Source organism: Microbacterium meiriae, assembly GCF_040702565.1.
Lineage (GTDB): Bacteria > Actinomycetota > Actinomycetes > Actinomycetales > Microbacteriaceae > Microbacterium > Microbacterium meiriae.
Genome location: NZ_JBFBLJ010000002.1, coordinates 1209306 through 1231830, shown reverse-complemented (window position 1 = coordinate 1231830; position 22525 = coordinate 1209306). Strand labels below are relative to the sequence as shown.

The window sequence follows — 22525 nt, the reverse complement described above, 5'->3', positions numbered from 1 at the left end:
CGCGTCTGCTCAGACCGCGGCGGGGGTGCTGTCGACGGGGCTGGCCTGCCGGGTCGTGGCGACGCCGACGCCGCGCACCCAGCCGAGCTTGCCCGCGACGATGTAGAGCACCATCGACAGGAAGAGGCTGAGCAGCGACGGGATGCCCCAGGTCACGAAGTAGCCGACCAGCGAGGAGACCAGCCAGACGATGATCGTGGCCGGGACGATCCTCGGGGCGGTGGCGGGCAGGGTCCCCGCGGCACGGGTCGCGTCGAGCTCGGGACGCCAGCGGCGCACCACGTAGTACTCCGCGACCATGATCCCGGCGATCGGCGGGAAGGCGACGCTGAGCACGACGAGGAACTCGGTGAACTGACCGAGGATGCCGACGGCCGCCAGCACCGAGCCGACGACGCCGAGGACGATCGTGGTGGTGACACGGTGGAGGTTCTTGCCGAAGGCCGTGGAGATGAAGTTCACCAGGCCGAGAGTGGAGGAGTACAGGTTCCAGTCGTTGATCTTCAGCGTGCCGGTGAGGACGATGAACAGACCGATGAAGCCGACGGACGAGGTCACGATCGCGACGATGTCGCCGGTCGCCGCCGCGTGGGCGAGGAGGACGCCCGCGAGTCCGATCACGAATTCGCCGAGGGAGACGCCGAGCACCGTCTGCTTGACGACGTCGGCCCGCGAGCGGTTGAACCGGGTCATGTCGCCGGTGATGATGGCGCCGACGATGAGGCCCCCGGCGACGATGCCGGTTCCCGCCCAGACGCTCATGGTCGGGCCGGGCGCCGGGCCGGTGAGCAGTTCGCCGATGTCGTGGCGGGTGAGCTCGGAGATGACGGACCAGCCCACGAGGATGAGGAACAGCGGCACCGTGATGTTGGCGAGCCACTGCATGCCGACGAAGCCGAAGGCGACGATCGCGGTGACGGCGAGGCCGAAGATGAGGCTCCAGGCCCAGACGGGCAGCGCGCCGGGCATCAGCGCGTCGAGCGACTGCGCGGAGATCGCGGACTGGATGCCGAACCAGCCGATGAGGCTGATGCCGATCGCGAGGCCGACGAGCGAGGCGCCGATCTCGCCGAAGCCGGTCCAGCGGGCGAGGAGCGCCGTGTTCAAACCCTCGCGCTGGCCGATGAAGCCGACGACGCACATGATCACTTCGAGGATGAGTGAGCCGAAGAGGAAGGCGAGGACGGCCTCGCCGAAGGTCATGCTGTAACCGAGGGTCGCGCCGAGGAGGAACTGCGAGAGGGCCGAGACCTGCCCGAATCGCTGAACGGCGATTCCGAACCAGGGTTTGCGGGCCTCGGGAGTCACTCGGGAGAGCGCGAAGTCGTCTGCGTGCGCCGTGCGTGCCATGGGAGTCCTTCGGGAGGAGGGAACGGGTTGTCCGCCACGGTACTCACGCCGCCACCTTCCCGACATGTGCACTCCGCCCTGATCTCCCTTCCTCCTGTGCATACTGCCCACCCCCGCTCCTTTCGCCGAGACCCCGGCTTCACGTCGAAACCCCCTGTCTCCGGCGTCGGGGACAGGGGGTTTCGGCGCGAAAGCGGGGTCTTGCGGATCAGTGCAGAGCGTTCGCCTCGATGAAGGCGCGGAGAGAGTCCTCGTCGTCGGGCATCTCGGTCACGTGCTGAGCGGCGTCGAGCATGGCGCGGAGCTCGGGGGCGTACGCCAGCTCGACCCCGATGGCCTCGTGGATGGTCTCGGCGAACTTCTCCGGCTTGGCCGTCTCCAGCACGAGCATCGGCACTCCGGGCTCCACATACTCCCGCGCGACCTTCACCCCGTCGGCGGTGTGCGGGTCGATCACCTCGCCGGAGGTCTCGTAGACGTCCCGGATCGTCGCGAGCCGGTCCTCGTGCGTCGAGGTGCCGCTCACGATGCCGAACTCCTCGGTGAAGCGCGCCTGCTCGGCCGAGAAGTCGAAGAAGCCCTGCGCCTCCAGGTCGTCCCAGGCGCCGACGACGCGCGCGGGGTCGCGGTCCACGAGCTCGAAGATGAACCGCTCGAGGTTCGACGCCTTCGAGATGTCCATCGACGGGCTCGAGGTCGCCAGTGTCTGCGCGGCGCTACGCGGGCGGTACACCCCCGTGCGGAAGAACTCGTCGAGCACGTTGTTCTCGTTCGCGGCCAGGACGAGCCGCCGGATCGGCAGTCCCATCTGCTTCGCGAAGAACCCGGAGAGGATGTTGCCGAAGTTCCCCGAGGGGACGGTGAACGACACCTCGGTCCAGCCGCCGGCGTCGGTCGCGCGCAGCCATGCCCAGAAGTAGTAGACGGTCTGCGCGGTGATGCGGGCGAGGTTGATCGAGTTCACGGCCCCCAGGTGCTGGGCGCGCTTGAAGTCGAGGTCGCCGGCGAGCTTCTTCACGAGGTTCTGGCAGTCGTCGAAGACGCCCTCCACCGCGATGTTGTGCACGTTCGCGTCGTCGAGCGAGAACATCTGCGCCCGCTGGAACGCGCTCATCCGGCCCTGCGGCGAGAGCATGAACACCGCGACGCGCTCCTTGCCGCGCAGCGCGTGCTCCGCAGCCGAGCCGGTGTCGCCCGAGGTCGCGCCGAGGATGTTGAGGACTGCGCCCTGGCGCTCGAGCGTGTACTCCAGCACCTGCCCGAGGAACTGCATGGCCATGTCCTTGAACGCCAGCGTCGGGCCTTCGGAGAGGCCGACCAGCGTGAGGTCGTCGTCCACGCGACGAAGCGGGACCACGCCGTCCGGGAAGTCCGCGTACGCCGCCGCCGTCATCCGCGCGAGGTCCTCTCGCGGGATGTCGGTCGCGAAGAGGCCGAGGACCTCGGTCGCGAGCTGCGGATAGGTCAGCGCCCGCCAGCGCTCGAGCGTCTCGCCGTCGACCTCCGGCATGACATCGGGAACGGCCAGACCGCCGTCGGGCGCCAGGCCCTCCAGCAGCGTCTCGCTGAACGACTGCGGCTGCATGCCGCCGCGGGTGGAGATGAACGGCACGTGTGCTCCTCGGCTCGGGACTCGGCGCCTCCATTCTCGCAGGCCGTGGCCACCGAAACGGACGCGTGACGACGGTCAGATCCAGCCGCGCTCCTCGGCGACGAGCACGGCCTGCTGACGGGTGCTCACCGAGAGCTTCCCGAGGATGACGGAGATGTGGTTGCGCACCGTCCCCGGCGCCAGCGCCAGCGCCCGCGCGATCTGTCCCGTGGTCTCCCCTCGGCGCCCGGCGCGGAGCACGTCCAGTTCGCGGTCCGTGAGCGGCGAGCGCTCGTCGCTCAGCGCATCCGCGGCGATCTCCGGATCGACGTACCGGGCGCCGGCCGCGACGCGGCGGATGATCGCGGCGAGCTCGTCCGCGCCCCGCGACTTGGGCACGAAACCCGAGACGCCGGAGGCGAGCGCCCGCCGGAGCACCCCTGGACGCGCGTGCCGGGTGACGACGATGCAGCGGGTGGGGATCGTGCGGTTGAGTCTCTCGGCGACCTGCACGCCGTCGAGCCCCGGCATCTCCAGATCGAGCAGGCACACGTCAGGTTCGAGCCGGGTGGCGGCGGCGACGGCCTCCTCTCCGTCCGCGCACTCCGCGACGACGTCGATGTCATGCTCGAGGCGCAGCAGAGCGGCGAGCGCGGAGCGGATCATCCCCTCGTCGTCGGCGAGCAGCACCCGGATCATCGGACGATCTCCGCCTGCGCTGGCACGGTGACCGTCACGACGAACTCGTCGGCGTCCCTCCGCTGCTCGTACGTGCCGCCCGCCTCGCCGATCCGCCGGCGGACACCGTCGAGCCCGGAGCCGCCCGCCCCGTCCTCGGACGCGGGGTCCGCGTCGTTGGCGACCTCGTACCGCCAGGCATCCCTCGTCCGGTCGAGGATCAGGCGCGCGTGACCACCGCGTCCGTGCCGCAGGACGTTCGTGGTCGTCTCCCGGATCACGGGGCCGAGGTCGGCCGCGGGCGCCGCGTCCGCATCCGGGTGGATCCGCGCATCCACGATGAGCCCAGCGGCCGTGAGCAGGTCCCTGGCGTTCGCCAGCTCATCGCCGAGCGGTACCGAGCGGAACCGCGTGGCGAGGTCTCTGGTGCCCTGCCGCGCGTCGTCCACGCTCGCCCGGGCCGCACGGAGCTGCTCCATCCCCGCCTGCGGATCGGTGGGCAGCAGACGCTCCGCCAGTTCGAGCTGCAGGGCGATCACCTGGAGATGATGCCCCTGGAGGTCGTGCACGTCGGTCGCCACGCGCAGGCGCTCCTGCGTCGCCGCCAGTCGCGCCTCCGAGGCCCGCGCCCGATCGAGGGCCATGAGCACGTCCCACCACCACAGCGAGCTCACGGTCATCCCGGGGAGCATGACTCCGTAGAGCACCGGCACCCACACCGGGACGCCGGAGCCGAAGGTCGTGGTCGAGTCGAGCAGCGCGAGAGCGACGAGCACGACCGTCGCCGCCACGGCCACCCGCACCCGGATCCCGCGGGGCCAGCTCACCAGCACGAAGACCTGCACCACCGGCATCGCGGCGAGCTGCCAACTGCCGACGAGAGCCCCCGCCGCGCCGCCGTAGATCAGGGCGACGAGGGTCGGCACGGCCAGGCGAGCCCAGCCCACCCCGGGGCCGGATTCGACGCGATGGCGGTAGTCGACCAGCAGCAGGACGGTCGACGCCGCCCAGAGCACGCCCCCGACTCCCACGACGAGCAGCGCGACGCCCGAGCGATCCAGCGCCACGGCGATGCCGAGCCAGGCCGCCACCAGCATTAGCTCGATGAAGATCACCCCGCCCACCGTGTACCACCAGGTGGCGGTGATTCCCCGCGCGAGCTGGCGGGCACCGGGGCCGGGATCGGAGAGGGCGGGGGAAGGACTGCTCACGCTCCCCACGATAGAGGCGTGACACATGTCACGGGATCCGGTGCGAACCGCATGGAGAGCGGTGACGCGGCGGCACTGCCGCGCCGGGGCCGCTTCGACTGGACTGGGGTCATCGCGACGGAGAGACCGTCCGCACCGACACCCGGAGCTTCCCCCATGAACCTCATCGAGACCTTCCAGAACCTCGTCGCCCAGGTCCCCGACCTCGTCCAACCGCTCATCGTCGCCCTCGCCGGGGCGGTCCCCTTCGTCGAGGGCGAGGGCGCCGCGAGCATCGGCATCCTCGGAGGCATCCCGCCCGTGGTCGCCGCCATCGCCGCGATGGTCGGCAACTTCCTCTGCGTCGCGATCCTGGTGCTCGCCAGCGCGGGCGCCCGCCGGGCCATCGTGGACCGCTCGCGGGCGAAGCAGCCGGTGACGGTGGGCGGCGGCACGAGCCTGGAGGCCGACGGCGTCCCGGCGGAGACCGGACGCGGGTCCGCCCGCCGCGAGAAGTTCCAGCGCGCGTTCGAGCGCTACGGCGTCCCCGGGGTGAGCCTGCTGGGACCGCTGCTGCTGCCGACACACTTCACCGCCACCATGTTGGCCGCGTCCGGCATCGGCAAGGGGCGCATCCTCGTGTGGCAGGCCGTCGCGATCATCGGCTGGACGACCGTCATCGCGGTGATCGTAAGCAGCGCCGTCTACGCCATCCGCTGATCGACGGCGATGTCGGACGCCCGGTGCAGGATGAGCGCATGATCACACTGCTGTCGGCCCCCAGCAATCTCGGCCTGCGCCCACCGGAGCCCGGCAGCGTGCCCGGCTCCGCGAAGGCGCCGGAAGCGTTCCGCGAAGCGGGGCTGTTCCGGCGCTTCACCGACCGGGGAGCGACTGACGGCGGCATCGTGCTGGCCGGGCGCTACGTGGACGACGACGCGACCCGGCCCGCCGACCGGGTGCGCAACGAGGCCGCTTTCGTCGACCACTCCCTCCGCCTGGCGTCACGTATCGGCGAGGCCCTCGATGAGGGCCGCGCCCCGCTCGTGATCGGCGGCGACTGCGGCATCCTCGTCGCCGCCGGGATCGCGGTGAAGCGCCGCGGCGGGGCCGGCCTGGTGCACATCGACGGACACACCGACTTCCGCCACCCGGGCAACAGCGACGAGTGCGCGAGCGTGGCGGGCGAAGCGCTGGCGGCCGCCGTCGGCGCGCACTGGCCGGCCATCGCCGACATCGAGGGGCTCGCGCCGTACTTCTCCCCCGCCGGCACGGCCCACATCGGGCACCGTGATGATGACGAGGAGCAGGCGGAGGTCCGCAGCCTCCTCGCACGCGTCACACCTGCGGCCGATGTGCTGGCGCGAGGCGCGGATGCGGTCGCCGCCGAGACGGCGGCGTCCGCGGGCGGTCGCTACTGGCTGCAACTCGACGTCGATGTGCTGGACCCGTCGGTGATGCCCGCCGTCGACAGCCCTGACCCCGGCGGTCTCGACGCGGCGGAGCTCACCGCTCTCCTGCGCGCCCTCGCCCCGCGGGCGATCGGAGCCAGCATCACCGTGTTCGATCCCGACCTCGATCCGGATGGCCGCTACGCGCGGCTCCTCACCGAGGTCCTCCACGACGGACTGCGCGAGCTGGGCAGCGGGGCGCGCGACTGACGCACCCCGCCACCCGGTCGCGCATCAGTCCTCGGCGCCTCGTCCCGCTGCCGGATCGGTCTGCATCGAGACCCGCACCCGCGCGATGCGGCGGCGATCGATCTCGACCACCTGGATCGTCGCACCCGGGACCTCGACGGTGTCGCCGACCACGGCAAGCCGTCCGAGCTGCTCCGTGACGAATCCGGCGATGGTGTCGGAGGAGCCACGGGGCATCGCGAGCCCCGTCGCCTCCTCGAAGTCCTGCAGGTTGAGGCGCCCGTCCAGCCCGTCGTCGGCGGAGAGGAACACCTCGGCGTCGTACTCGTCGAAGATCTCACCGACGACCTCCTCCACGAGGTCCTCCAGCGTGACCAGACCGTCGGTGCCACCGTACTCGTCCACGACGACCGCGATGTGGTGTCCCTCCGCCCGCATGCGGGTCAGAGTCGGCAGCACGCCCGCCGTGGACGGGATGTAGGGGATGTCGCGGACGAGCCCCTGCAGCGGGCGCTCCGGGTCGTCCGCCGCAGCCTCGAAGAGGTCACGTACGTGCACGAAGCCGGTGATGTCGTCGATCGACGTCTGCGACACCGGGTACCGGGAGTAGGGCAGCTCGCGCACCTGCTCCACCGCCGCCCCGACCGTGGCAGCCTCGTCCAGCGCCACGACCTCCGGTCGCGGGCGCATGACCTCGCTGACCTGGCGCCCACGCAGCGAGAGCACGTCGTCGAGGATGCGGCGCTCGTCGTCGGGGAGGCCCTGGTGGGTCGCCACGATATCGCGCACCTCCTCATCGGTGAGCTCGTCGCTCGTCTTGTGCGGGTCGCCGCCGAGCACGCGGACGAGGGCGTTCGTCGAGACGGACAGCAGCCAGATCACCGGACGCATGACGGTCGCGAAGCCATTCAGCGCCGGCGCCACTGCATACGCGAACTGCGCGTTGCGCTGGATCGCGAGCCGCTTCGGCACGAGCTCGCCGAGCACGAGCGACAGGTACGCGATGATGAGCGTCAGCACGATCGTGGCGAGGGTCATAGCGAGCGGAGGTGCGACGCCCCAGCCCTCCAGCAGCGGCGCGACGGACGGCGCGATCGAGGTCGCCCCATAGGCGGCGGACGCGAAGCCCGCCACGGTCACGCCGATCTGCACCGCCGAGAGGAAGGTGTTGGGGTTGCGGGCCAAAGCGGCGACCTTCGCCCCGCGACGGCCACGAGCGGCGATCGCGTTGAGCTGGCTCTCACGGAGCGTGACCAGCGCCATCTCCGTCGCAGCGAAGACACCACCGATCAGCACGAAGAGCAGGACGAGGGCGATGTTCCAGAGCAGATCGCCCATCAGCGGGCGACCTCCTCGGTGGCGGGGTGAGCACCCGGGATGAACCGGGTGCTCGTACTGTCAGAGTCCGAAGAGTCAGAACAGCGCTGCGCGCTCAAGAGTGCTCCTTGTCGATGGTGGGGGTGGAATCGGTCGGGGAAGAGAGGGTGTTGTGGTGCCGGCGCGTCTTCATCAGGCTCGCGACGGTGGCGACCGCGATGGTCGCGGCGATGAACAGCAGCGAGAACCAGATCGGGATCTCGGGCGCCCACAGCATCGGCTCGCCGCCGTTGATGAACGGCACCTCGTTGACGTGCAGGGCGTGCAGCACGAGCTTCACACCGATGAACGCGAGGATGACGGCGAGACCCTGAGCCAGGTAGACCAGGCGCTCGAGCAGGCCGCCGATGAGGAAGTACAGCTGACGCAGACCCATCAGAGCGAACGCGTTCGCGGTGAACACGATGTACGCCTCATCGGTGAGGCCGTAGATGGCGGGGATCGAGTCGACGGCGAAGACGAGGTCGATGAAACCGATCGCGATGATCGTCAGCAGCATCGGCGTGACGTAGCGCTTGCCCTTCTGGACGACCGTGAGCTTGTCGCCGTTGTACTCCTCGCTGACGGGGAGGTGGCGGCGGACGAAGGTCATGAAGCGACCGTTCGCAGGGTTGCTCTCGTGGCTGCTGAAGGCCTGGCGGTACGCGAGGAAGAGCAGCAGCGCGCCGAAGACGTAGAAGATCCAGGAGAAGTTCTCGATGAGGGTAGCGCCGACCGCGATGAAGATGCCGCGGAGGATCAGCGCGATCACGATGCCGATCATCAGCACCTTCTGCTGATAGATCTTCGGCACCGCGAAGCCCGTCATCACGATGAGGAACACGAAGAGGTTGTCGATCGACAGCGCCTTCTCGGTGAGGTAGCCGGCGAAGTACTCGCCGCCGTACGTCCAGCCGGACACCATGCCGATGCCCACGCCGAAGAGCAGCGCGAGGCTGATGTAGAAGATCGACCAGCGTGCGGACTCGCCGATGCTCGGCTCGTGCGGCTTGCGGACGTGCGCGAAGAACTCGTACACGAAGAACGCGATGGTGACCGCGATCGTGATGACCCAGATCAAGGGGGTGATTTCCAACGGGTACTCCAGACTCGGGCGTGACGGAACAGCGCCAAAGTCTTCCCCATCCCGCCGAGCGGGACCGGTGGGCCGGGATGCAGACGCATCCGTAATGACGACCCGACCGTGTCGGAGTACTCCCCTTGGATAATCCAGGGTACGAGACGGTGCCCGCGGGATTCTGTGGATCTGCCGAGAGCGCCCCTAGACTGGACGCGGCGACCGCCGGAGCGTGACGACCTCCGGCCTCCGGGCAGGCGGTCCCCGCGCGTCCGGCGTACCGACGAGAGGCCGGCTTCTCACCGGCGAAGGTGTGGTGGCACCGCGATCTGGCCCCCGCCCACACCTCCAGGGCTCCCACAACCTGGAGGAGAAATGAGATCACCCGACCCCGCCCGCACGCTCGCCGCGGAGCTCGCCGAGGCCGTCCCCGACCACCGCGTCACGCTGCTCGGCCATGTCCACCGCCGGAGGGAGCTCGCCACCGTCGCGTTCCTGATCATCCGCGACCGTTCCGGACTCGCACAGGTCGTCGTCCGCCCCGCGCAGGCTCCGGCCGGCGGGCTCCCTCCGGAGGAGACGGTCGTCCGCGTGACGGGGACCGTCGCCGCGAACCCGCCGGCCCCCGGCGGCGTCGAGATCGTCGACCCGCAGATCGAGAGCCTGTCGGAGCCGGCCGCACCACCGGTCGTGGAACTGTGGCGTCCGACACTCGAAACGAGTCTGCCGACGCTGCTCGACCACGCCGCGGTGACCTGGCGCCATCCGGCACGCCGCGCGACCTGGCAGATCGCCGCGGCGAGCGTGCGCGCGTTCCGCCGGGTGCTCGACGCCGCGGACTTCACCGAGGTGCAGACCCCGAAGATCGTCGACACCGTGACGGAGTCGGGAGCGAACGTGTTCCCGGTCGACTACTTCGGCAGGACCGGATATCTCGCGCAGAGTCCGCAGTTCTACAAGCAGCAGCTGGTGGGGGTGTTCGAGCGCGTCTATGAGGTGGGTCCCGTCTTCCGCGCCGAGCCGCACGAGACCGTGCGGCACCTCTCGGAGTACGTGTCGCTGGACGTCGAGTTCGGGTTCATCCGCGACCACCGCGACGTCCTGCGCCTCCTCGGCCACGTGCTGCGCGGCATGCTCGACGGCATCCGCACCGACGCCGCGGAGGAACTCGCGCTGCTCGACGTGACGCTCCCCGTCATCCCCGAGGACATCCCCGTCGTGCACTTCCGGGATGCGCTGCGCCGAGTCGGTGCTCCGGCCGACGAGCCCGACCTCTCCCCCGCACACGAGCGGGCGCTCGGGGCGTGGGCGAAGGAGGAGTTCGGCAGCGACGTGCTGGCCGTCGAGGGATACCCGATGCGCAAGCGCCCGTTCTACACGCATCCGCAGCCCGACGACACGGAGGGGAGCAACAGCTTCGACCTCCTGTTCCGCGGTCTGGAGCTCGTGACCGGCGGACAGCGGCTGCATCGGCACAGCGAGGTCATCGCGGCGATCGAAGCTCGGGGCGAGTCGCCCTCGGCGTACGCCGGCTACCTCGAGGCGTTCGCGCACGGGATGCCTCCGCACGGCGGCTTCGCGATCGGACTGGAGCGCTGGGTCGGCCGACTGGTCGAGGCGACCAACGTGCGTGAGGTGACGCTGTTCCCGCGCGACGTCCATCGCCTCACGCCGTAGCCCCGGGACGCGACGAGGGCGACCGCGGTGTGCGGTCGCCCTCGTTCGTCAGCGGCGGATCAGTCCGTGATCTCGGCCAGCCCCGATTGCTCGGCCCGATCGATGATCGCGGGGAGCGTCTCGTCGAAGAAGCTCACCAGGACGGCCCGGGTCTTGACTGCGTCCCGTTCGGACGTCGCCTCGCGGATCGCGCCGACGAACTCCTCGACGGCGGACCAGTCCACGGCGTCCTTCGCATGCTGGGTGAAACGACGGATCTGCGGCCCGAGGCGCTCGATGGAGTTGGCGCGCGTGGCGTTGCCCTCGATCCGGGCGAAGCCCGTCGCCGCGCTGCGGAGCGCCGCCCCGAACGCGATGATGTCCCGCCCCTGCACCGACGCCGCCATGTCGTCGGCCAGCTCGACGAGGTAGGCCACATCGTCGTCCTGGATGACCGGCATGACGTGACGGACCGAGCCGATCCAGATGTCGCCGAACAGGTCGACCGCGTTCCGCACGCGCTCCAGATCGATCGGGGCCACGCGGGTGTACCGGTTCCGCTGCATCTCGACGAGGCCGTTGTCGGCCAGGCGGTCGAGGGCGTGACGGATCGGCGTCTTCGAGGTGCCGAGGCGTTCGGCGAGCTCGTAATCGCGCAGGCGCTCGCCGGGCTGGAGTTCGCCGCTGATGATGGCATCCTGCAGGCGCACGAAAGCCTCGTCGCTCATCGACCGGCGTTCGAGGGGGCCGCCAGAGAGTGTCACACTGCCTCCAGTGGGGGTCATGGAGAGTGAAGTTCTACGTCTCAAGCAATATATCTCAAATGCGCGGGCGGCCCGCTCCGGACGTCAGGCGGAGGGCGCGACCCGTACGAGCATCTTCCCCGTGTTGGCTCCGCGCATCATGTCGAGGAACGCGTCGACCGTGTTCTCGATGCCGTCGACGATGGTCTCGTCGTACGCGATCCGCCCTTCTGCGAACCAGCGGGTCATCTTCTCGGTGAACTCCGGCGACAGGTGCAGGTAGTTCGCCAGGGTGAAGCCCTGGAGACGGAGACCGCGCGTGATGATGTTCGCCATGTTGTCGGGCCCGGGCAGGCGCTCGGTCGTGTTGTAGCTCGTGATGGCGCCGCACAGCGCGATCCGGCCGCCGTCGTTCATCACGTCGAGCGCGGCTTCGAGGTGGTCGCCGCCGACGTTGTCGAAGAACACGTCCACGCCCTCGGGCGCGAGGGCGGCGAGCTGCTCGCGCACCCGGCCGTCCTTGTAGTTGAACGCCGCGTCGTAGCCGTACTTCTCGGTCAGCAGGGCGACCTTCTCGGGCGAGCCCGCCGAGCCGATCACGCGGCCCGCGCCGAGGAGCTTGGCGATCTGACCGACAGCCGTGCCGACGGCACCGGCGGCGCCGGAGACGAAGACGGTGTCGCCCGGGGCGAGTCCGGCGATCGCGATGAGCCCGACGTACGCGGTGAGGCCGGTCATGCCGAGGATGTGCAGGCGCAGCGACAGCGGCATGCCGGGCACCTCGGGCACAGCCCGGAATGTCGACGCATCCGCCTGTACGACATCGCTCCAGCCGTGCTGGTGCAGCACGACGGCGCCGACGGGAAGCTCCTCTGCGGCAGAGGCCACGACCCGGCCGATGGCGCCGCCGGCGATGACCTCGCCGAGGGCGTACGGGGCGACGTAGCTGCGGACGTCGTTCATCCGCCCGCGCATATAGGGGTCGACGGAGACGAACTCGTTCGCCACGCGCACCTCCCCCGGCGCCGGATCGCTCAGCTCCACCTCGACGGTGCGGAAGTCGTCGTGGGTCGGCCACCCCTCGGGGCGGCGGGCGAGCTGGATCTGGGTGCTGATGGCGTGGGACATTTCTCTCCTTCGTGAGGATCTGGGGGGTGCTGCGGCCGGACTCAGACGAGGAGGCCGATGGCGAGCGCGATGACGCCGAGCGCCGGGATGACGCCCTGCTTCAGGGCGGCGGACGCCTTGTCGGGGCTCGACAGCAGCAGCACGAGGCTCGCGGCGACCATCGATCCGGCGCCGGTGAAGACGAGAGTCGCGCCGACGGCCGTCGCTCCCGTGGCGAAGAGGACGATGCCGAGGAGGACGGCGACCGCGAGGAACAGGTTGTAGAAGCCCTGGTTGAACGCGAGCTCCTTCTGTCGCGCGGCCTCCTCCGCCGTGCCCGTGCCGAACGTGCGGCGAGCGCGCGCGCTCGTCCAGGCGAAGGACTCGAGCCAGAAGATGTAGACGTGCACGAGTGCCGCGATGCCTGCGAGCACGAGTCCGGCGATGACCATGACAGTCCCCCTTCGACGCGGCGAGGCCGCGCATTCTGTATCGGTCGTTCCAATATATACTGGATCGAGCGATTCACAAAAGGGGCAGGAGCACGGCGAATGGGGCGCACACAGACCTTCGACACCGCCGAGGCGGTCCGCGCGGCACGCGGCGTGTTCTGGGAGCGCGGCTTCGAGAGCGCGCCGCTGCCCGAGCTCGAGCGCGCGACCGGGCTCAGCCGCTCCAGCATCTATCACGCCTTCGGTTCCAAGCGCGGACTCTTCGACGCCGCCGTCGAGAGCTATCTGGACGAGGTGATCCGCCCGCGCCTCGCCCCGTTGACGGGTGAGACCGTGGCGCCGGAGGCTCTGGAGACCTACCTCGGCGGACTCCGTGCGGCGCTGCTGACCGCGGGGAGCCTCCCGGCGACGAGCGGCTGCCTGCTGGTCAACACCGCCGCCGCCCCCATCGGCACCGACGACGCGGTCGCCCGGGTCGTGGCGTCCTATCGCGCGGAGCTCCGTGCGGCGTTCGCCCGCGGCGTCCGGGCCGCCCTCCCCGAGCTCGCGGGAACGGAAGTCGCGACCCTGGCGGACACCTCTACGGGTCTGGTGGTCTCCGCATTCGCCCTCGTCCGCGTGGCCCCCGACGCCGCGGCGAGTGCGATCGACGCGGCGCTCGCCCTCCTCGCCGACCGGCGACGCCGCGCCTGAGGGCCAGCCGCCGCGACTCCTCCCTGGCCTCACCAGGATGGCTGCTGTCTGACTTCCGACGCGCCGCAGCTCAGATCAACGGACGTACGTGCGACGTCGCAGACGCGAACCCCGAACACGCACGGTAACGGCTACTGCGACGGATGCACACAGCCAGATGACAACGATCAGGAACAGGGCCCACGCGGGGGCGCCACCCCTCCCTGCCCCAGCGACCATCAGGATCGCCCAGGGAGCGGCGTAAACCATGCCCGCCAGCGCGACAGACTCGTGCCCACAAGCGGCAGCCGTGAGAAGACCGACGAACCAGGCGCTCAGGACGAAGATCAAGACGTAGGACGACTGCACCCACAGGCGCCAATCGGTGAAACTCCCGAGCAACCCTGACGCCAGCGCGATCGCCGCGACGAAGAGCCCGACCCCGATCAGTGCTCCCCAGGTCACCGACGCTCGGGGACGGCCCAGCAGAGCGACGACAGCCGACAGGGCGAAGAACAACAGGGTCATCGTTGACGGCAGAGGTATATGCGGCAGCCAGAGACGCGCCATGCCGACTGCGAGACATGCGAGCGCTGCGGACACAACAGCCCACCGACTTGCGCGCCCGTATCCGGACATCGCCAGGAACCCCGCAGCGACCCACGGGATGACGAGTGCCACGCCGACGAGCGCCATGCTCGCGGGGACGAACTCCTGCGCCGCTACGGGGGCCACCACGAAGCCCGCCAGGTAGACAGCAGCTACGGCGATGCCGGTGCCCAGTCCGAGCGAGGCGGTCGCGTTGCGCGCGGGGCCAAGGGCATACTCAAGCCACGCAGACCCCGCGTGGAAGTAAATACTCAGTCGCTCTGCGAACGGCAGCCGCGCCTCACCCGAGGACTCCGCGGCATCCATGAGCACGCCTACCGCCGCCGCTTCATTCTGTTCGCGCCACGCTCGCGGATGCAGCAGGAAAGCGCGTCGGAATCGCTGGGGATCGAGCGCGGTCATGCGACGCTCACGGTCATACCGAACGCCGGACGGGCTCGTTTCAACCTCGTTTGAGCCTCGGCCGCAATCCGGGCGGATCGCTCTGCGGCGGCAGCCAACGCCGCCGCCCCCTCGTCCGTCAGCTCGTAGTAGCGACGGACACGACCATCGATCACCTCGTCCCCCGCCGCCCTCACCAGCCCTTCAGCTCCCAGACGATCCAACGCTGCGTAGAGAGTGCCCACCTTGAGCTGAACGCGGTGCGCCGAGAGCTCGTCTGCTTCGGCGATGAGTGCGTAACCGTGCTTTCGCCCTCCGGCGAGTGCGGTCAGAATCAGGAACGTCGGCTCACGCATCTCTCTCGTAGTCATGTCGACATGATATTCAAGTCAATTGAGTATTGACCACGCGACGCGCCGAGCATCGAAGGAGGTGCGGGGAATGGTCTGCGGAGGCGCAACCAGAAGAAGAACGCCCGGGAGGTGAGTCCTCCCGGGCGCTCCCCTGCCGGCGTCAGGGGACGATGACGGCGCGTCCGCGGATACTGTTCGACGCGAGGTCCTCGTACGCCTTCGGGCCGTCGTCGAGCGTGTAGCTCTCGGTCTGGACGTGGATCTTCCCGGCGCGGGCGAGGTCCAGCACCTCGATCAGTTCGGCGCGTGAGCCCCAGTAGGGAATGCGCACGGCGGCGTCGTAGGCGATCGAGCCGAACCCGAGCGTCATGCTGCCCCCGCCGATGCCCACGATGGTGATGTCGGCTTCGAGCGCGGCCACGCTCTGGGCCAGGGCGATCGTCGGGTTCGCGCCCACGAAGTCGAACACCGCGTTCGCGCCGAGACCGCCGGTGAGCTCGCGGATCTTCTCGGCAGCCGATGCATCGCTGATCAGCACGTGATCGGCGCCCACCTCGGTGGCGAGCTTCAGCTTCTCGTCGTTCACGTCGAGGGCGATGACCGTGGCCCCCGAGATGGCCTTGAGGATCTGGATGCCGACGTGGCCGAGACCGCCGGTGCCGATCACGACGGCGAACGTGCCGGCGCCGAGCTTCGGAAGCGAGTTCTTGATCGCGTGGTACGGGGTGAGACCCGCGTCGGTCAGCGAGACGTTCTGCACGGGGTCGAGGTCACCGAGCGGCACGAGGTGGCGCGCGTCGTCGACGATCATGTACTCGGCCATCGAGCCCTGGCTGCCCAGCCCCGGAGGACGGATGCCCTCGGCGGCGGCGTTCGTGCAGTAGTTCTCCTTGCCCATCGAGCAGTTGTGGCAGCGACCACAGCCCCACGGACCGTAGACGGCCACGGCATCCCCGACCTTGAGCGTCGAGTCGACGCCCTCGCCGATCTCGTGCACGATGCCAGCGCCTTCGTGCCCAAGCGTCAGCGGCAGCGGGTAACCCTGCTCGTGGTAGTCCTTCTCGGGGAGCCCCATGACGTAGTCGTCGGAGTGGCAGACACCACCCGCGGTGATCTTGAGCAGGACCTGGCCGGGGCCGGGCTTCGGAATCGGGATGTCGACCACCACCGGGGGCTTGCCGATCTCGACGTAGCGGAGAGCTTTCATGAGCATCTTCTTCCTGGCGTCGAGAGGTCTGCCGCGCGGTGCGGAGGCGGGGGCTCTCGATACCGTCCCTTCCAGTATCCGCCCGATCGGGGCCTTCCTCGTCTTCCGCAGGGCGGGCAGACACCGGCGGCCCCGGCAGCTTCTCAGCTCCTGGATTATTCTCAGCCTGGTGAGCCGGCGTCGACGTCGCCATACTGTGCGGATGGATGCTGTTAACGAGTGGCTGCTGACCTGGGGCGACAACCTGTGGACATGGATCGTCCTTCCGATCGTCGTCCTCCTCGGGCTCTACTTCACGATTCGCTCGGGCGTCGTGCAGTTCCGTTTGATTCCGGAGATGTTCCGCACTCTGAAGGACCGAACGCCCCGCACGGAGACCGGCGAGCCTCAATCGGTCTCCTCCTTTCAGGCATTCACCATCTCCGCCGCTTCACGAGTGGGCGTCGGCAACATCGCGGGAGTGGGAACCGCGATCGCGATCGGCGGTCCCGGCGCGGTCTTCTGGATGTGGCTGATGGCATTCATCGGTGGAGCGTCCGCGTTCATCGAGTCCTCGCTGGCACAGCTGTACAAGAGGCGCGATAGGGACGGGTTCATCGGCGGCCCCGCCTACTACATGCAACGCGGACTCGGAGCGCGATGGATGGGCGTGCTTTTCGCCGTCATCCTCATCATCTGCTTCCCCATCGCTTTCAGCTCGTTGCAGGCGAACACCATCCAGGCGACGATCGCGGGCAGCCTCGGCGGAGAGTCTGCTGCCTGGCTGCCGTGGGTCACCGGCGGCGCACTCGCACTGCTCATGGGGCTCGTCATCTTCGGGGGCGTGCGCCGCATCGCCTCCGTCACCCAGACGCTGGTCCCGATCATGGCACTGCTGTATCTGCTTCTCGGCGTGGTGATCGTCGCGATGCACATCGAGCGCCTTCCCGGAGTCTTCGCCACGATCTTCCTCGAAGCCTTCGGCCCGAACGAGGTCGTCGGCGCAGCGCTCGGCTACATCATCCTCACCGGCGTCAAGAGGGGGATGTTCTCCAACGAAGCCGGACTGGGGTCGGCCCCCAACGCAGGAGCGAGCGCGGCGGTGACGCACCCGGTCAAACAAGGTCTCGTGCAGACGCTGGGCGTGTACTTCGACACCTTCCTCGTCTGCTCGATCACCGCGTTCATCATCCTGGTCTCGGTTCCAGACCTGGCCGGCGCCGAACGCGGCATCGGGCTGACGCAGGGCGCGGTCGTCAGCGCGCTGGGCACCTGGTCGAACATCCTCCTGATCGTCATCATCTTCCTGCTCGCGTTCAGCTCGATCCTCGGCAACTACTACTACGGGCAGACCAACGTGGAGTTCATCACCTCCCGCACCGGAGTCCTGCTCGGCTATCGTCTCTTCGCGATCGCCGCAGTGTTCGCTGGGGCCCTCGTCTCCGCCGATGTCGTGTGGAACTTCGCCGACGGCGCGATGGGATTCATGGCCCTCGTCAACCTCGTCGCGATCGCGCTGCTGTCCGGAATCGCCTTCAAGCTGTTGAAGGACTACACCCAGCAACGACGAGAAGGGCTGGACCCGGTCTTCACGAGGGCACGTCTTCCCGAGGTCAGCGGGATCGAGGTCTGGGAGGACGAGTTGTCGGTCACGGGGCCGATCGATCTCCCCGCGTCGCGTCGGCGATGACCCACATCCATCGCCACCTCAGACGCTCGGTCTGCGAGACCGACGGAACGGAGATGACCTGACTCTTGCCCCGGACTGAACGCTCGTTTAGCATGCTGACTATGCGTTCAGGAGCCGACGACCTCACCACCAGGGCGCGCATTCGCGACGCCGCGATCGTCCGGTTCAGCGAGCGCGGATTCGACGGCACGAGTCTGCGGCAGATCGCGCAGGATGCGGGCGTGAGCCCGGCGCTGATCCTGCACCACTTCGGAAGCAAGGAAGGACTGCGCGACGTGTGCGACGCGCACGTCGTGAGCACTTTCCTCGCCGAGCGAGACGGCATGACGGGTGCCGACGCCGCGCGCCTGATGCGGGAGGCATTGGACTCGTTAGAGGGTCGCAATGTCGCACTGGACTACCTCGCCCGGATGCTTCTCGACGACTCCGCCGCGTCCGACCATCTCTTCGACATGTTCCTCGTCAGCACCAGAGACATGCTGCGCGAACAGATCGCCGCGGGCACGATGCGCGAGCAGTCCGACCTGGAAGCCACTGCCGTGTATATTACCCTCTACGGTCTCGGTCCCGTCATCCTGCGGCGGCACCTCGCGCGCGCCTTCGGAGAGAGCACGCTGACGACATCGCTGCTGGAACGGTCGACCGTTCCCGTGCTGGAGCTCTACACGCACGGGCTCTACGCCGACGACCATCTGCTCGTCGCCGCGAAGGAAGCGCTCGCCAGAAGCAGCGGGCCCTCCTCGGACAAGGGGGAGAACGACCCGAATCAGGACCCGGATCCTCCCCGCTGACGAGATCTCCGAACCTGGTCCCCCTCACCCTCCGAAAGGAGCAGGGCCATGACCCCTGCCATCGAACTCACTCACCTTCGGAAACAGTACGGTCGGCACACAGCGGTCGACTCCATCGATCTCCGCGTCGATCCCGGCACCGTGTTCGGGCTCATCGGCCCTAACGGCGCAGGAAAGACCACCACGCTGCGCATGATCCTCGACATCATCCGCCCCACGTCGGGCGCTATCCGGGTCCTGGGCGAAGACCCGCGCCGCGGCGGCCCGGCCCTCCGACGACGCATCGGCTTCATCCCCGGCGAGCTCCGACTCGACGACCGCACGACGGGACGCCGCATGCTCGACTTCTACGCCGAGGTGTCCGGCCCGGTGAACCCCGGCACGATCGACCGCCTCGCGGACCGACTCGACCTCGATCTGAGTCGACCGGTGCGCGCGCTCTCGAAGGGCAACAAGCAGAAGCTCGGGATCGTCCAAGCCTTCATGCACGAACCGCCGTTGCTCGTGCTGGACGAGCCGACCAGCGGTCTCGACCCGCTCGTCCAGAGAGAGTTCCTCCACCTCGTCACCGAAGCCAGAGATCGCGGCCAGACCGTGCTGCTGAGCTCCCATGTGCTGAGTGAGATCCAGCAGACGGCCGACATCGTCGCCGTCCTCAGTCGAGGGAGGGTCGTGGCGGAGGGTGATGTGGCCTCACTCAGACTCGGCGCGATCCGGCGCGTACGCGTCGGTCTCGATACGACGGCAGCGACCCTGATCCGGGAGCAACTCGGTGCACTGCCGCAGATCTCCGAGCTCGACGTCCGCGGCGAGACGGACATCGTGCAGGTGAATGCCACCGTCGAAGGTGCCATCGACCCGCTGGTGAAGGTGCTGGCGCAGCACCACGTCCTCGACCTCGCGATCGAGGAACCAGACCTGGAGGAATCGGTCCTGCGGCTCTACGGTGACTCCTCGCGTCTCGAGGCAGGTCAGGGCGATGCGTGACGCGCTTCCCATCTTCCGGCGCGCTCTCCGCGAAAGCTGGCGCGGAACGGTGGGCTGGACCATCGGCGTCGCGGCGGTGCTGTTCCTGTACCTGCCGCTGTTCCCGAGCATCGGCGGCAACGGGCAGATGCAGCAGATCCTCGACAGCCTGCCCCCGGAGCTCGTGGGAGCACTCGGCTACGACCAGATCGGCACCGGGGCGGGCTACGCCCAGGGCACCTTCTACGGCCTCATCGGCTTCCTCCTCCTGACCATCGCAGGCACGTCCTGGGGAGCGGGCGCCATCGCCGGCGCGGAGGCGTCAGGGCGCCTCGAACTCAACCTGGCTCACGGTGTGGGACGGGTCGGATACGCGATCGCGTCCGCCTTCGCCATCCTCGCCCGGCTCGCGTGGCTGGGCGTGTTCGCGGGCGCTGTCGTCGCCCTGCTCAACGACTCGGCACAGCTCGACATCGATCCGATCCGCATCATCGACACCACCGTCGTCTTCGTCGGCCTCACGATGCTCTCGGGGAGCGCCGCACTCCTGCTGGGCGCTCTCTTCGGCCGCACTTCCTGGGCTGTCGCAGGGGGCGCGGGAATCGCCGTCGCCGGGTACGCCTTCAACGCGATCGCGAACCAGGTGGAGGACGCCGAGTGGCTCCGGGCGATCTCACCGTACTCCTGGGCGTTCCACCAGGCTCCGCTCGCGGAGGGGTTCGATCCCCGCGGCGCCGTGGCGCTCTGGGCGGTGAACGTCGCATTCGTCGCCGCGAGCGCCTGGGCGCTGCGACGCCGCGATGTGATCGGCTGAGGCGATGCGCGGACCATCGTTGTCCGATCTCACGAAAGCTGTCGGTCGGTGAGACAGAACATTCCCGGGAAGACGGGTGAGTGATGCACGGTCGAGGCTGCCGGCTGTCTCACGAAAGATGTCGTAAATCACCTTCCACTCTCACGCTGCCTAAAACGTCGAACGGCCAGTTTCGGCGCATCTGGTTTCGGCAGGGGGTTTCGGCGGGTGCGCGATCGGCGTGTCGTGCGATCGGCCGGCGACCTCCGTGCGTCTGCCGTAAACGATCGTTTTCGGTGGTTCACGGAGGTCCCCACGCGTAGTGTGTGCCGAGTCGGCCTAGACCCCGCTGATCGGCGGTGGGTCCGGAGTCCTTCTTCGGGCTCACTCGTCGCCAAAGGTCGGTTGACTATTCGTTGAGCCGGTCGAGGATGTCGTTCATCTGGTCGATCTCTTCTTGTTGTGAAGAGATGATCTGCTTGCAGAGGTCTTGGATTTCCGGGTCGCTGATATCTGATTGCTCACATACCAGGATCGCTCGCGAGTGGTGCGGGATCATGGAGCGGAGGAACTGGTCGTCACCGACGAAGGCTTCTGCGCGGCCCATGAAGAACGCGACCAGAAATAGTGCGGCGAAGCCTACGAGCAGCCCGACGTTCACCGCCTTGTTCGGGAACATCTTCCACATCACGATGACCATGATGATGCCCATGGGGAACACCATCATCAGAGCCATGTAGAGGTTGCTGATGTTGAGGAAGAGGTCATCGAGGACGTTGATCATCGCGAACGTGAGGAAGTACATCACGACGAAGCTGAGCGTCAGGGAGATGGCGAGTTTGAGGTAGCTCGACATTCCGCCGTGGTCTTGTTCGTGAGATTCCGGTACGGGCGGGCGTGCCCCGTTGTCGGCGTGGTGCTGTGTCATAGCGTCTCCAACAGCGCAGTGCAGGCTTGTTCGCAGCGCCGGCATGCCTCGGCGCAGATCGTGCAGTGCTCGTGCATGGTGTGCTGTTCGCACTCGTTGGCGCAGCTCGTGCAGGCCGTTCGACAGGCTTCAAGCGCGGCGCGGGTGAGGTTGGCGTCGTACCCGGTGTGGCGGGAGAGGATGCGGGCTGTGGTGGCGCAAAGGTCTGCGCAGTCCAGGTTCGTGCGGATGCATTTGGTCAGGTCAGCGACCATGTCCTCGCTGAGGCAGGCGTCGGCACACGCGGTGCATGCTTGCGCACATTCCAGACACGCGTCGATGCACTCAGCAAGCTTCTCCTGATCGATTCCGCCTAGGTCTTTCGGGTAGGTGCGGAGCATTTCCTCGGTAGTAGACATGAGGGGGTCCTTTCGTGAGCCACGAGCTTCGTGAGCCACGAAGGTACGCTCGCGCCCTCCACTCATTGAGGCCCTTGAGTACCCCGCCGGGGTGTGTTAGCTGTGGTGGGCCGCGTTCGCGCGAGTCTCCGCCGCAACTCCGGATACTCGCGACAGCACCGCCGACGAATCACGGGTCGCAGCGTGAGCGAGGTGGACACAAAGTACTCACGTCGGGAATGGAACCGGAACCACTTGAGTTGCATACCCCCAGGGGGTATCTTCGAATCATGAACGGGTATGACGGAAACAAGGACGATCTGCGCAAGCGGTTGAACCGTGTCGAGGGTCAGGTGCGAGGGATTGCCCGGATGGTCGATGAGGACAAGTACTGCATCGACATCCTCACCCAGGTTTCTGCGGCGACGAAGGCCCTGGAGACGGTCGCCTTGTCACTGCTCAGCGATCACCTGAGTCACTGCGTCACCGAAGCGAGCGCCACAGGCGGGGCGGTCGCTGCAGAAAAGGTCCGCGAGGCCAACGAAGCAATCGCCCGCCTGGTCCGTTCATGACCCCCACGTCTGTCTAGTTGAAGGAGAACACACGCATGACTGATCGCATCGAACTCGGACTGAAGGACGCGAACGCGGGCTGCGCATGCTGCGCGACCCCCTTGAACGCGGAGACATCCGCACCCGTGGCGTCTGCGGTTACGCAGGACGTGCTGGTCGAGGGAATGACGTGCTCGCACTGTGTGTCGAGCGTCAGTGAGGAACTGAGCGCTGTCGACGGCGTCGAGTCCGTCACCGTAAATCTGAACGCTGGCGGCCCCTCCCGGGTGACCATTCACAGCACCAGCCCTGTCGACCCCGCTGCCGTGCAGGCTGCGGTTGAAGAGGCCGGCTACGCCCTCGCGACCAACCACGCCTGAGTCGCAC

General features: G+C 68.2%; 24 protein-coding genes. 10 read left to right on the top strand and 14 right to left on the bottom strand.

The window, feature by feature from the left end; all coding sequences use genetic code 11:
- Nucleotides 1-9: 9 nt before the first annotated feature.
- The 4 genes from AB0310_RS13340 to AB0310_RS13325 form a co-directional block, all read right to left on the bottom strand.
- Complete coding sequence (locus AB0310_RS13340) at nt 10-1350, bottom strand: purine-cytosine permease family protein (protein ID WP_336501750.1); 1341 nt, start codon at nt 1348-1350, stop codon at nt 10-12.
- A 208-nt stretch (nt 1351-1558) separates the two neighbouring features.
- The gene (thrC, locus tag AB0310_RS13335; RefSeq protein ID WP_187663280.1) at nt 1559-2962 is read right to left on the bottom strand and encodes a threonine synthase; all 1404 of its coding nucleotides are present in this window, start codon (nt 2960-2962) and stop codon (nt 1559-1561) included.
- Nucleotides 2963-3037: 75 nt separating this feature from the next.
- Nucleotides 3038-3640 (bottom strand): response regulator transcription factor, encoded by a 603-nt coding sequence (locus AB0310_RS13330; protein WP_268777262.1) that lies wholly within the window; start codon nt 3638-3640, stop codon nt 3038-3040.
- Nucleotides 3637-4830 carry a sensor histidine kinase gene (locus AB0310_RS13325; protein WP_366237424.1) on the bottom strand — a complete coding sequence of 398 codons (1194 nt, stop codon included), beginning with the start codon at nt 4828-4830 and terminating at the stop codon, nt 3637-3639. The genes AB0310_RS13330 and AB0310_RS13325 overlap by 4 nt, the downstream gene beginning before the upstream one ends.
- A gap of 156 nt (nt 4831-4986) precedes the next feature.
- Here AB0310_RS13325 and AB0310_RS13320 point away from each other — a divergent pair, with 156 nt between their 5' ends.
- Both AB0310_RS13320 and AB0310_RS13315 read left to right on the top strand, forming a co-directional pair.
- Nucleotides 4987-5529, top strand: a complete 543-nt coding sequence (locus AB0310_RS13320; RefSeq protein WP_366237423.1) for a small multidrug efflux protein — start codon at nt 4987-4989, stop codon at nt 5527-5529.
- Between the two features lie 38 nt (nt 5530-5567).
- On the top strand, nt 5568-6470 hold the full coding sequence (locus AB0310_RS13315) for an arginase family protein (protein ID WP_187663276.1): 903 nt from the start codon (nt 5568-5570) through the stop codon (nt 6468-6470).
- 24 nt (nt 6471-6494) lie between these two features.
- On the opposite strand, the gene AB0310_RS13310 is transcribed toward AB0310_RS13315, so the two are convergent.
- Nucleotides 6495-7787 (bottom strand): hemolysin family protein, encoded by a 1293-nt coding sequence (locus tag AB0310_RS13310; RefSeq protein ID WP_268777266.1) that lies wholly within the window; start codon nt 7785-7787, stop codon nt 6495-6497.
- 94 nt (nt 7788-7881) lie between these two features.
- Nucleotides 7882-8901 (bottom strand): TerC family protein, encoded by a 1020-nt coding sequence (locus AB0310_RS13305; RefSeq protein ID WP_187663274.1) that lies wholly within the window; start codon nt 8899-8901, stop codon nt 7882-7884.
- Between the two features lie 357 nt (nt 8902-9258).
- Between AB0310_RS13305 and aspS the strand changes: the two genes are divergently transcribed.
- On the top strand, nt 9259-10560 hold the full coding sequence (aspS, locus tag AB0310_RS13300) for an aspartate--tRNA(Asn) ligase (RefSeq protein WP_366237422.1): 1302 nt from the start codon (nt 9259-9261) through the stop codon (nt 10558-10560).
- A 59-nt stretch (nt 10561-10619) separates the two neighbouring features.
- Here the strand turns inward: aspS and AB0310_RS13295 are convergent, their stop codons facing one another.
- The 3 genes from AB0310_RS13295 to AB0310_RS13285 all read right to left on the bottom strand — a co-directional run bounded on the left by AB0310_RS13295 (nt 10620) and on the right by AB0310_RS13285 (nt 12841).
- Nucleotides 10620-11267: a GntR family transcriptional regulator gene (locus tag AB0310_RS13295; RefSeq protein ID WP_366237421.1), complete on the bottom strand. Its 648-nt coding sequence runs from the start codon at nt 11265-11267 to the stop codon at nt 10620-10622.
- 120 nt (nt 11268-11387) lie between these two features.
- Nucleotides 11388-12410 (bottom strand): NADP-dependent oxidoreductase, encoded by a 1023-nt coding sequence (locus AB0310_RS13290; protein ID WP_366237420.1) that lies wholly within the window; start codon nt 12408-12410, stop codon nt 11388-11390.
- Nucleotides 12411-12451: 41 nt separating this feature from the next.
- The gene (locus tag AB0310_RS13285) at nt 12452-12841 is read right to left on the bottom strand and encodes a DUF1304 domain-containing protein (RefSeq protein WP_187663270.1); all 390 of its coding nucleotides are present in this window, start codon (nt 12839-12841) and stop codon (nt 12452-12454) included.
- 99 nt (nt 12842-12940) lie between these two features.
- Between AB0310_RS13285 and AB0310_RS13280 the strand changes: the two genes are divergently transcribed.
- Nucleotides 12941-13534 (top strand): TetR/AcrR family transcriptional regulator, encoded by a 594-nt coding sequence (locus AB0310_RS13280; protein WP_366237419.1) that lies wholly within the window; start codon nt 12941-12943, stop codon nt 13532-13534.
- A 75-nt stretch (nt 13535-13609) separates the two neighbouring features.
- Here the strand turns inward: AB0310_RS13280 and AB0310_RS13275 are convergent, their stop codons facing one another.
- The 3 genes from AB0310_RS13275 to AB0310_RS13265 all read right to left on the bottom strand — a co-directional run bounded on the left by AB0310_RS13275 (nt 13610) and on the right by AB0310_RS13265 (nt 16063).
- Complete coding sequence (locus AB0310_RS13275; RefSeq protein WP_366237418.1) at nt 13610-14524, bottom strand: hypothetical protein; 915 nt, start codon at nt 14522-14524, stop codon at nt 13610-13612.
- On the bottom strand, nt 14521-14874 hold the full coding sequence (locus tag AB0310_RS13270) for a PadR family transcriptional regulator (protein ID WP_259953489.1): 354 nt from the start codon (nt 14872-14874) through the stop codon (nt 14521-14523). Before AB0310_RS13270 ends, AB0310_RS13275 begins: the two co-directional genes overlap by 4 nt.
- A gap of 142 nt (nt 14875-15016) precedes the next feature.
- Nucleotides 15017-16063 (bottom strand): NAD(P)-dependent alcohol dehydrogenase, encoded by a 1047-nt coding sequence (locus AB0310_RS13265; RefSeq protein WP_259953491.1) that lies wholly within the window; start codon nt 16061-16063, stop codon nt 15017-15019.
- Between the two features lie 202 nt (nt 16064-16265).
- On the opposite strand from AB0310_RS13265, the gene AB0310_RS13260 reads away from it, so the two are divergent.
- From AB0310_RS13260 to AB0310_RS13245, 4 genes are all read left to right on the top strand, one after another.
- On the top strand, nt 16266-17732 hold the full coding sequence (locus tag AB0310_RS13260; protein WP_259953493.1) for an alanine/glycine:cation symporter family protein: 1467 nt from the start codon (nt 16266-16268) through the stop codon (nt 17730-17732).
- 101 nt (nt 17733-17833) lie between these two features.
- On the top strand, nt 17834-18523 hold the full coding sequence (locus AB0310_RS13255) for a TetR/AcrR family transcriptional regulator (protein WP_366237417.1): 690 nt from the start codon (nt 17834-17836) through the stop codon (nt 18521-18523).
- A gap of 48 nt (nt 18524-18571) precedes the next feature.
- Complete coding sequence (locus AB0310_RS13250) at nt 18572-19510, top strand: ABC transporter ATP-binding protein (RefSeq protein ID WP_366237416.1); 939 nt, start codon at nt 18572-18574, stop codon at nt 19508-19510.
- On the top strand, nt 19503-20303 hold the full coding sequence (locus AB0310_RS13245) for an ABC transporter permease subunit (RefSeq protein WP_366237415.1): 801 nt from the start codon (nt 19503-19505) through the stop codon (nt 20301-20303). The genes AB0310_RS13250 and AB0310_RS13245 overlap by 8 nt, the downstream gene beginning before the upstream one ends.
- A 388-nt stretch (nt 20304-20691) precedes the next feature.
- On the opposite strand, the gene AB0310_RS13240 is transcribed toward AB0310_RS13245, so the two are convergent.
- Together AB0310_RS13240 and AB0310_RS13235 are read right to left on the bottom strand one after the other, a co-directional pair.
- Nucleotides 20692-21210: a DUF305 domain-containing protein gene (locus AB0310_RS13240; protein WP_227991980.1), complete on the bottom strand. Its 519-nt coding sequence runs from the start codon at nt 21208-21210 to the stop codon at nt 20692-20694.
- Nucleotides 21207-21608: a four-helix bundle copper-binding protein gene (locus AB0310_RS13235; protein ID WP_046747258.1), complete on the bottom strand. Its 402-nt coding sequence runs from the start codon at nt 21606-21608 to the stop codon at nt 21207-21209. Before AB0310_RS13235 ends, AB0310_RS13240 begins: the two co-directional genes overlap by 4 nt.
- 269 nt (nt 21609-21877) lie before the next feature.
- Between AB0310_RS13235 and AB0310_RS13230 the strand changes: the two genes are divergently transcribed.
- Nucleotides 21878-22159 carry a metal-sensitive transcriptional regulator gene (locus AB0310_RS13230; protein ID WP_046747257.1) on the top strand — a complete coding sequence of 94 codons (282 nt, stop codon included), beginning with the start codon at nt 21878-21880 and terminating at the stop codon, nt 22157-22159.
- Between the two features lie 35 nt (nt 22160-22194).
- On the top strand, nt 22195-22518 hold the full coding sequence (locus AB0310_RS13225; protein ID WP_046747256.1) for a heavy-metal-associated domain-containing protein: 324 nt from the start codon (nt 22195-22197) through the stop codon (nt 22516-22518).
- Nucleotides 22519-22525: the final 7 nt, after the last annotated feature.

Bases quoted from the DNA above. Each gene is read 5' to 3' on its own strand.
- AB0310_RS13260 (WP_259953493.1), top strand. From the start codon at position 16,266: ATGGATGCTGTTAACGAGTGGCTGCTGACCTGGGGCGACAACCTGTGG.
- AB0310_RS13240 (WP_227991980.1), bottom strand. From the start codon at position 21,210: ATGACACAGCACCACGCCGACAACGGGGCACGCCCGCCCGTACCGGAA.
- AB0310_RS13275 (WP_366237418.1), bottom strand. From the start codon at position 14,524: ATGACCGCGCTCGATCCCCAGCGATTCCGACGCGCTTTCCTGCTGCAT.
- AB0310_RS13330 (WP_268777262.1), bottom strand. From the start codon at position 3,640: ATGATCCGGGTGCTGCTCGCCGACGACGAGGGGATGATCCGCTCCGCG.
- AB0310_RS13255 (WP_366237417.1), top strand. From the start codon at position 17,834: ATGCGTTCAGGAGCCGACGACCTCACCACCAGGGCGCGCATTCGCGAC.
- AB0310_RS13310 (WP_268777266.1), bottom strand. From the start codon at position 7,787: ATGGGCGATCTGCTCTGGAACATCGCCCTCGTCCTGCTCTTCGTGCTG.
- AB0310_RS13270 (WP_259953489.1), bottom strand. From the start codon at position 14,874: ATGACTACGAGAGAGATGCGTGAGCCGACGTTCCTGATTCTGACCGCA.
- AB0310_RS13225 (WP_046747256.1), top strand. From the start codon at position 22,195: ATGACTGATCGCATCGAACTCGGACTGAAGGACGCGAACGCGGGCTGC.
- AB0310_RS13315 (WP_187663276.1), top strand. From the start codon at position 5,568: ATGATCACACTGCTGTCGGCCCCCAGCAATCTCGGCCTGCGCCCACCG.
- AB0310_RS13245 (WP_366237415.1), top strand. From the start codon at position 19,503: ATGCGTGACGCGCTTCCCATCTTCCGGCGCGCTCTCCGCGAAAGCTGG.
- AB0310_RS13250 (WP_366237416.1), top strand. From the start codon at position 18,572: ATGACCCCTGCCATCGAACTCACTCACCTTCGGAAACAGTACGGTCGG.
- AB0310_RS13340 (WP_336501750.1), bottom strand. From the start codon at position 1,350: ATGGCACGCACGGCGCACGCAGACGACTTCGCGCTCTCCCGAGTGACT.
- AB0310_RS13235 (WP_046747258.1), bottom strand. From the start codon at position 21,608: ATGTCTACTACCGAGGAAATGCTCCGCACCTACCCGAAAGACCTAGGC.
- AB0310_RS13320 (WP_366237423.1), top strand. From the start codon at position 4,987: ATGAACCTCATCGAGACCTTCCAGAACCTCGTCGCCCAGGTCCCCGAC.
- aspS (WP_366237422.1), top strand. From the start codon at position 9,259: ATGAGATCACCCGACCCCGCCCGCACGCTCGCCGCGGAGCTCGCCGAG.
- AB0310_RS13290 (WP_366237420.1), bottom strand. From the start codon at position 12,410: ATGTCCCACGCCATCAGCACCCAGATCCAGCTCGCCCGCCGCCCCGAG.
- AB0310_RS13265 (WP_259953491.1), bottom strand. From the start codon at position 16,063: ATGAAAGCTCTCCGCTACGTCGAGATCGGCAAGCCCCCGGTGGTGGTC.
- AB0310_RS13295 (WP_366237421.1), bottom strand. From the start codon at position 11,267: ATGAGCGACGAGGCTTTCGTGCGCCTGCAGGATGCCATCATCAGCGGC.
- AB0310_RS13280 (WP_366237419.1), top strand. From the start codon at position 12,941: ATGGGGCGCACACAGACCTTCGACACCGCCGAGGCGGTCCGCGCGGCA.
- AB0310_RS13230 (WP_046747257.1), top strand. From the start codon at position 21,878: ATGAACGGGTATGACGGAAACAAGGACGATCTGCGCAAGCGGTTGAAC.
- AB0310_RS13285 (WP_187663270.1), bottom strand. From the start codon at position 12,841: ATGGTCATCGCCGGACTCGTGCTCGCAGGCATCGCGGCACTCGTGCAC.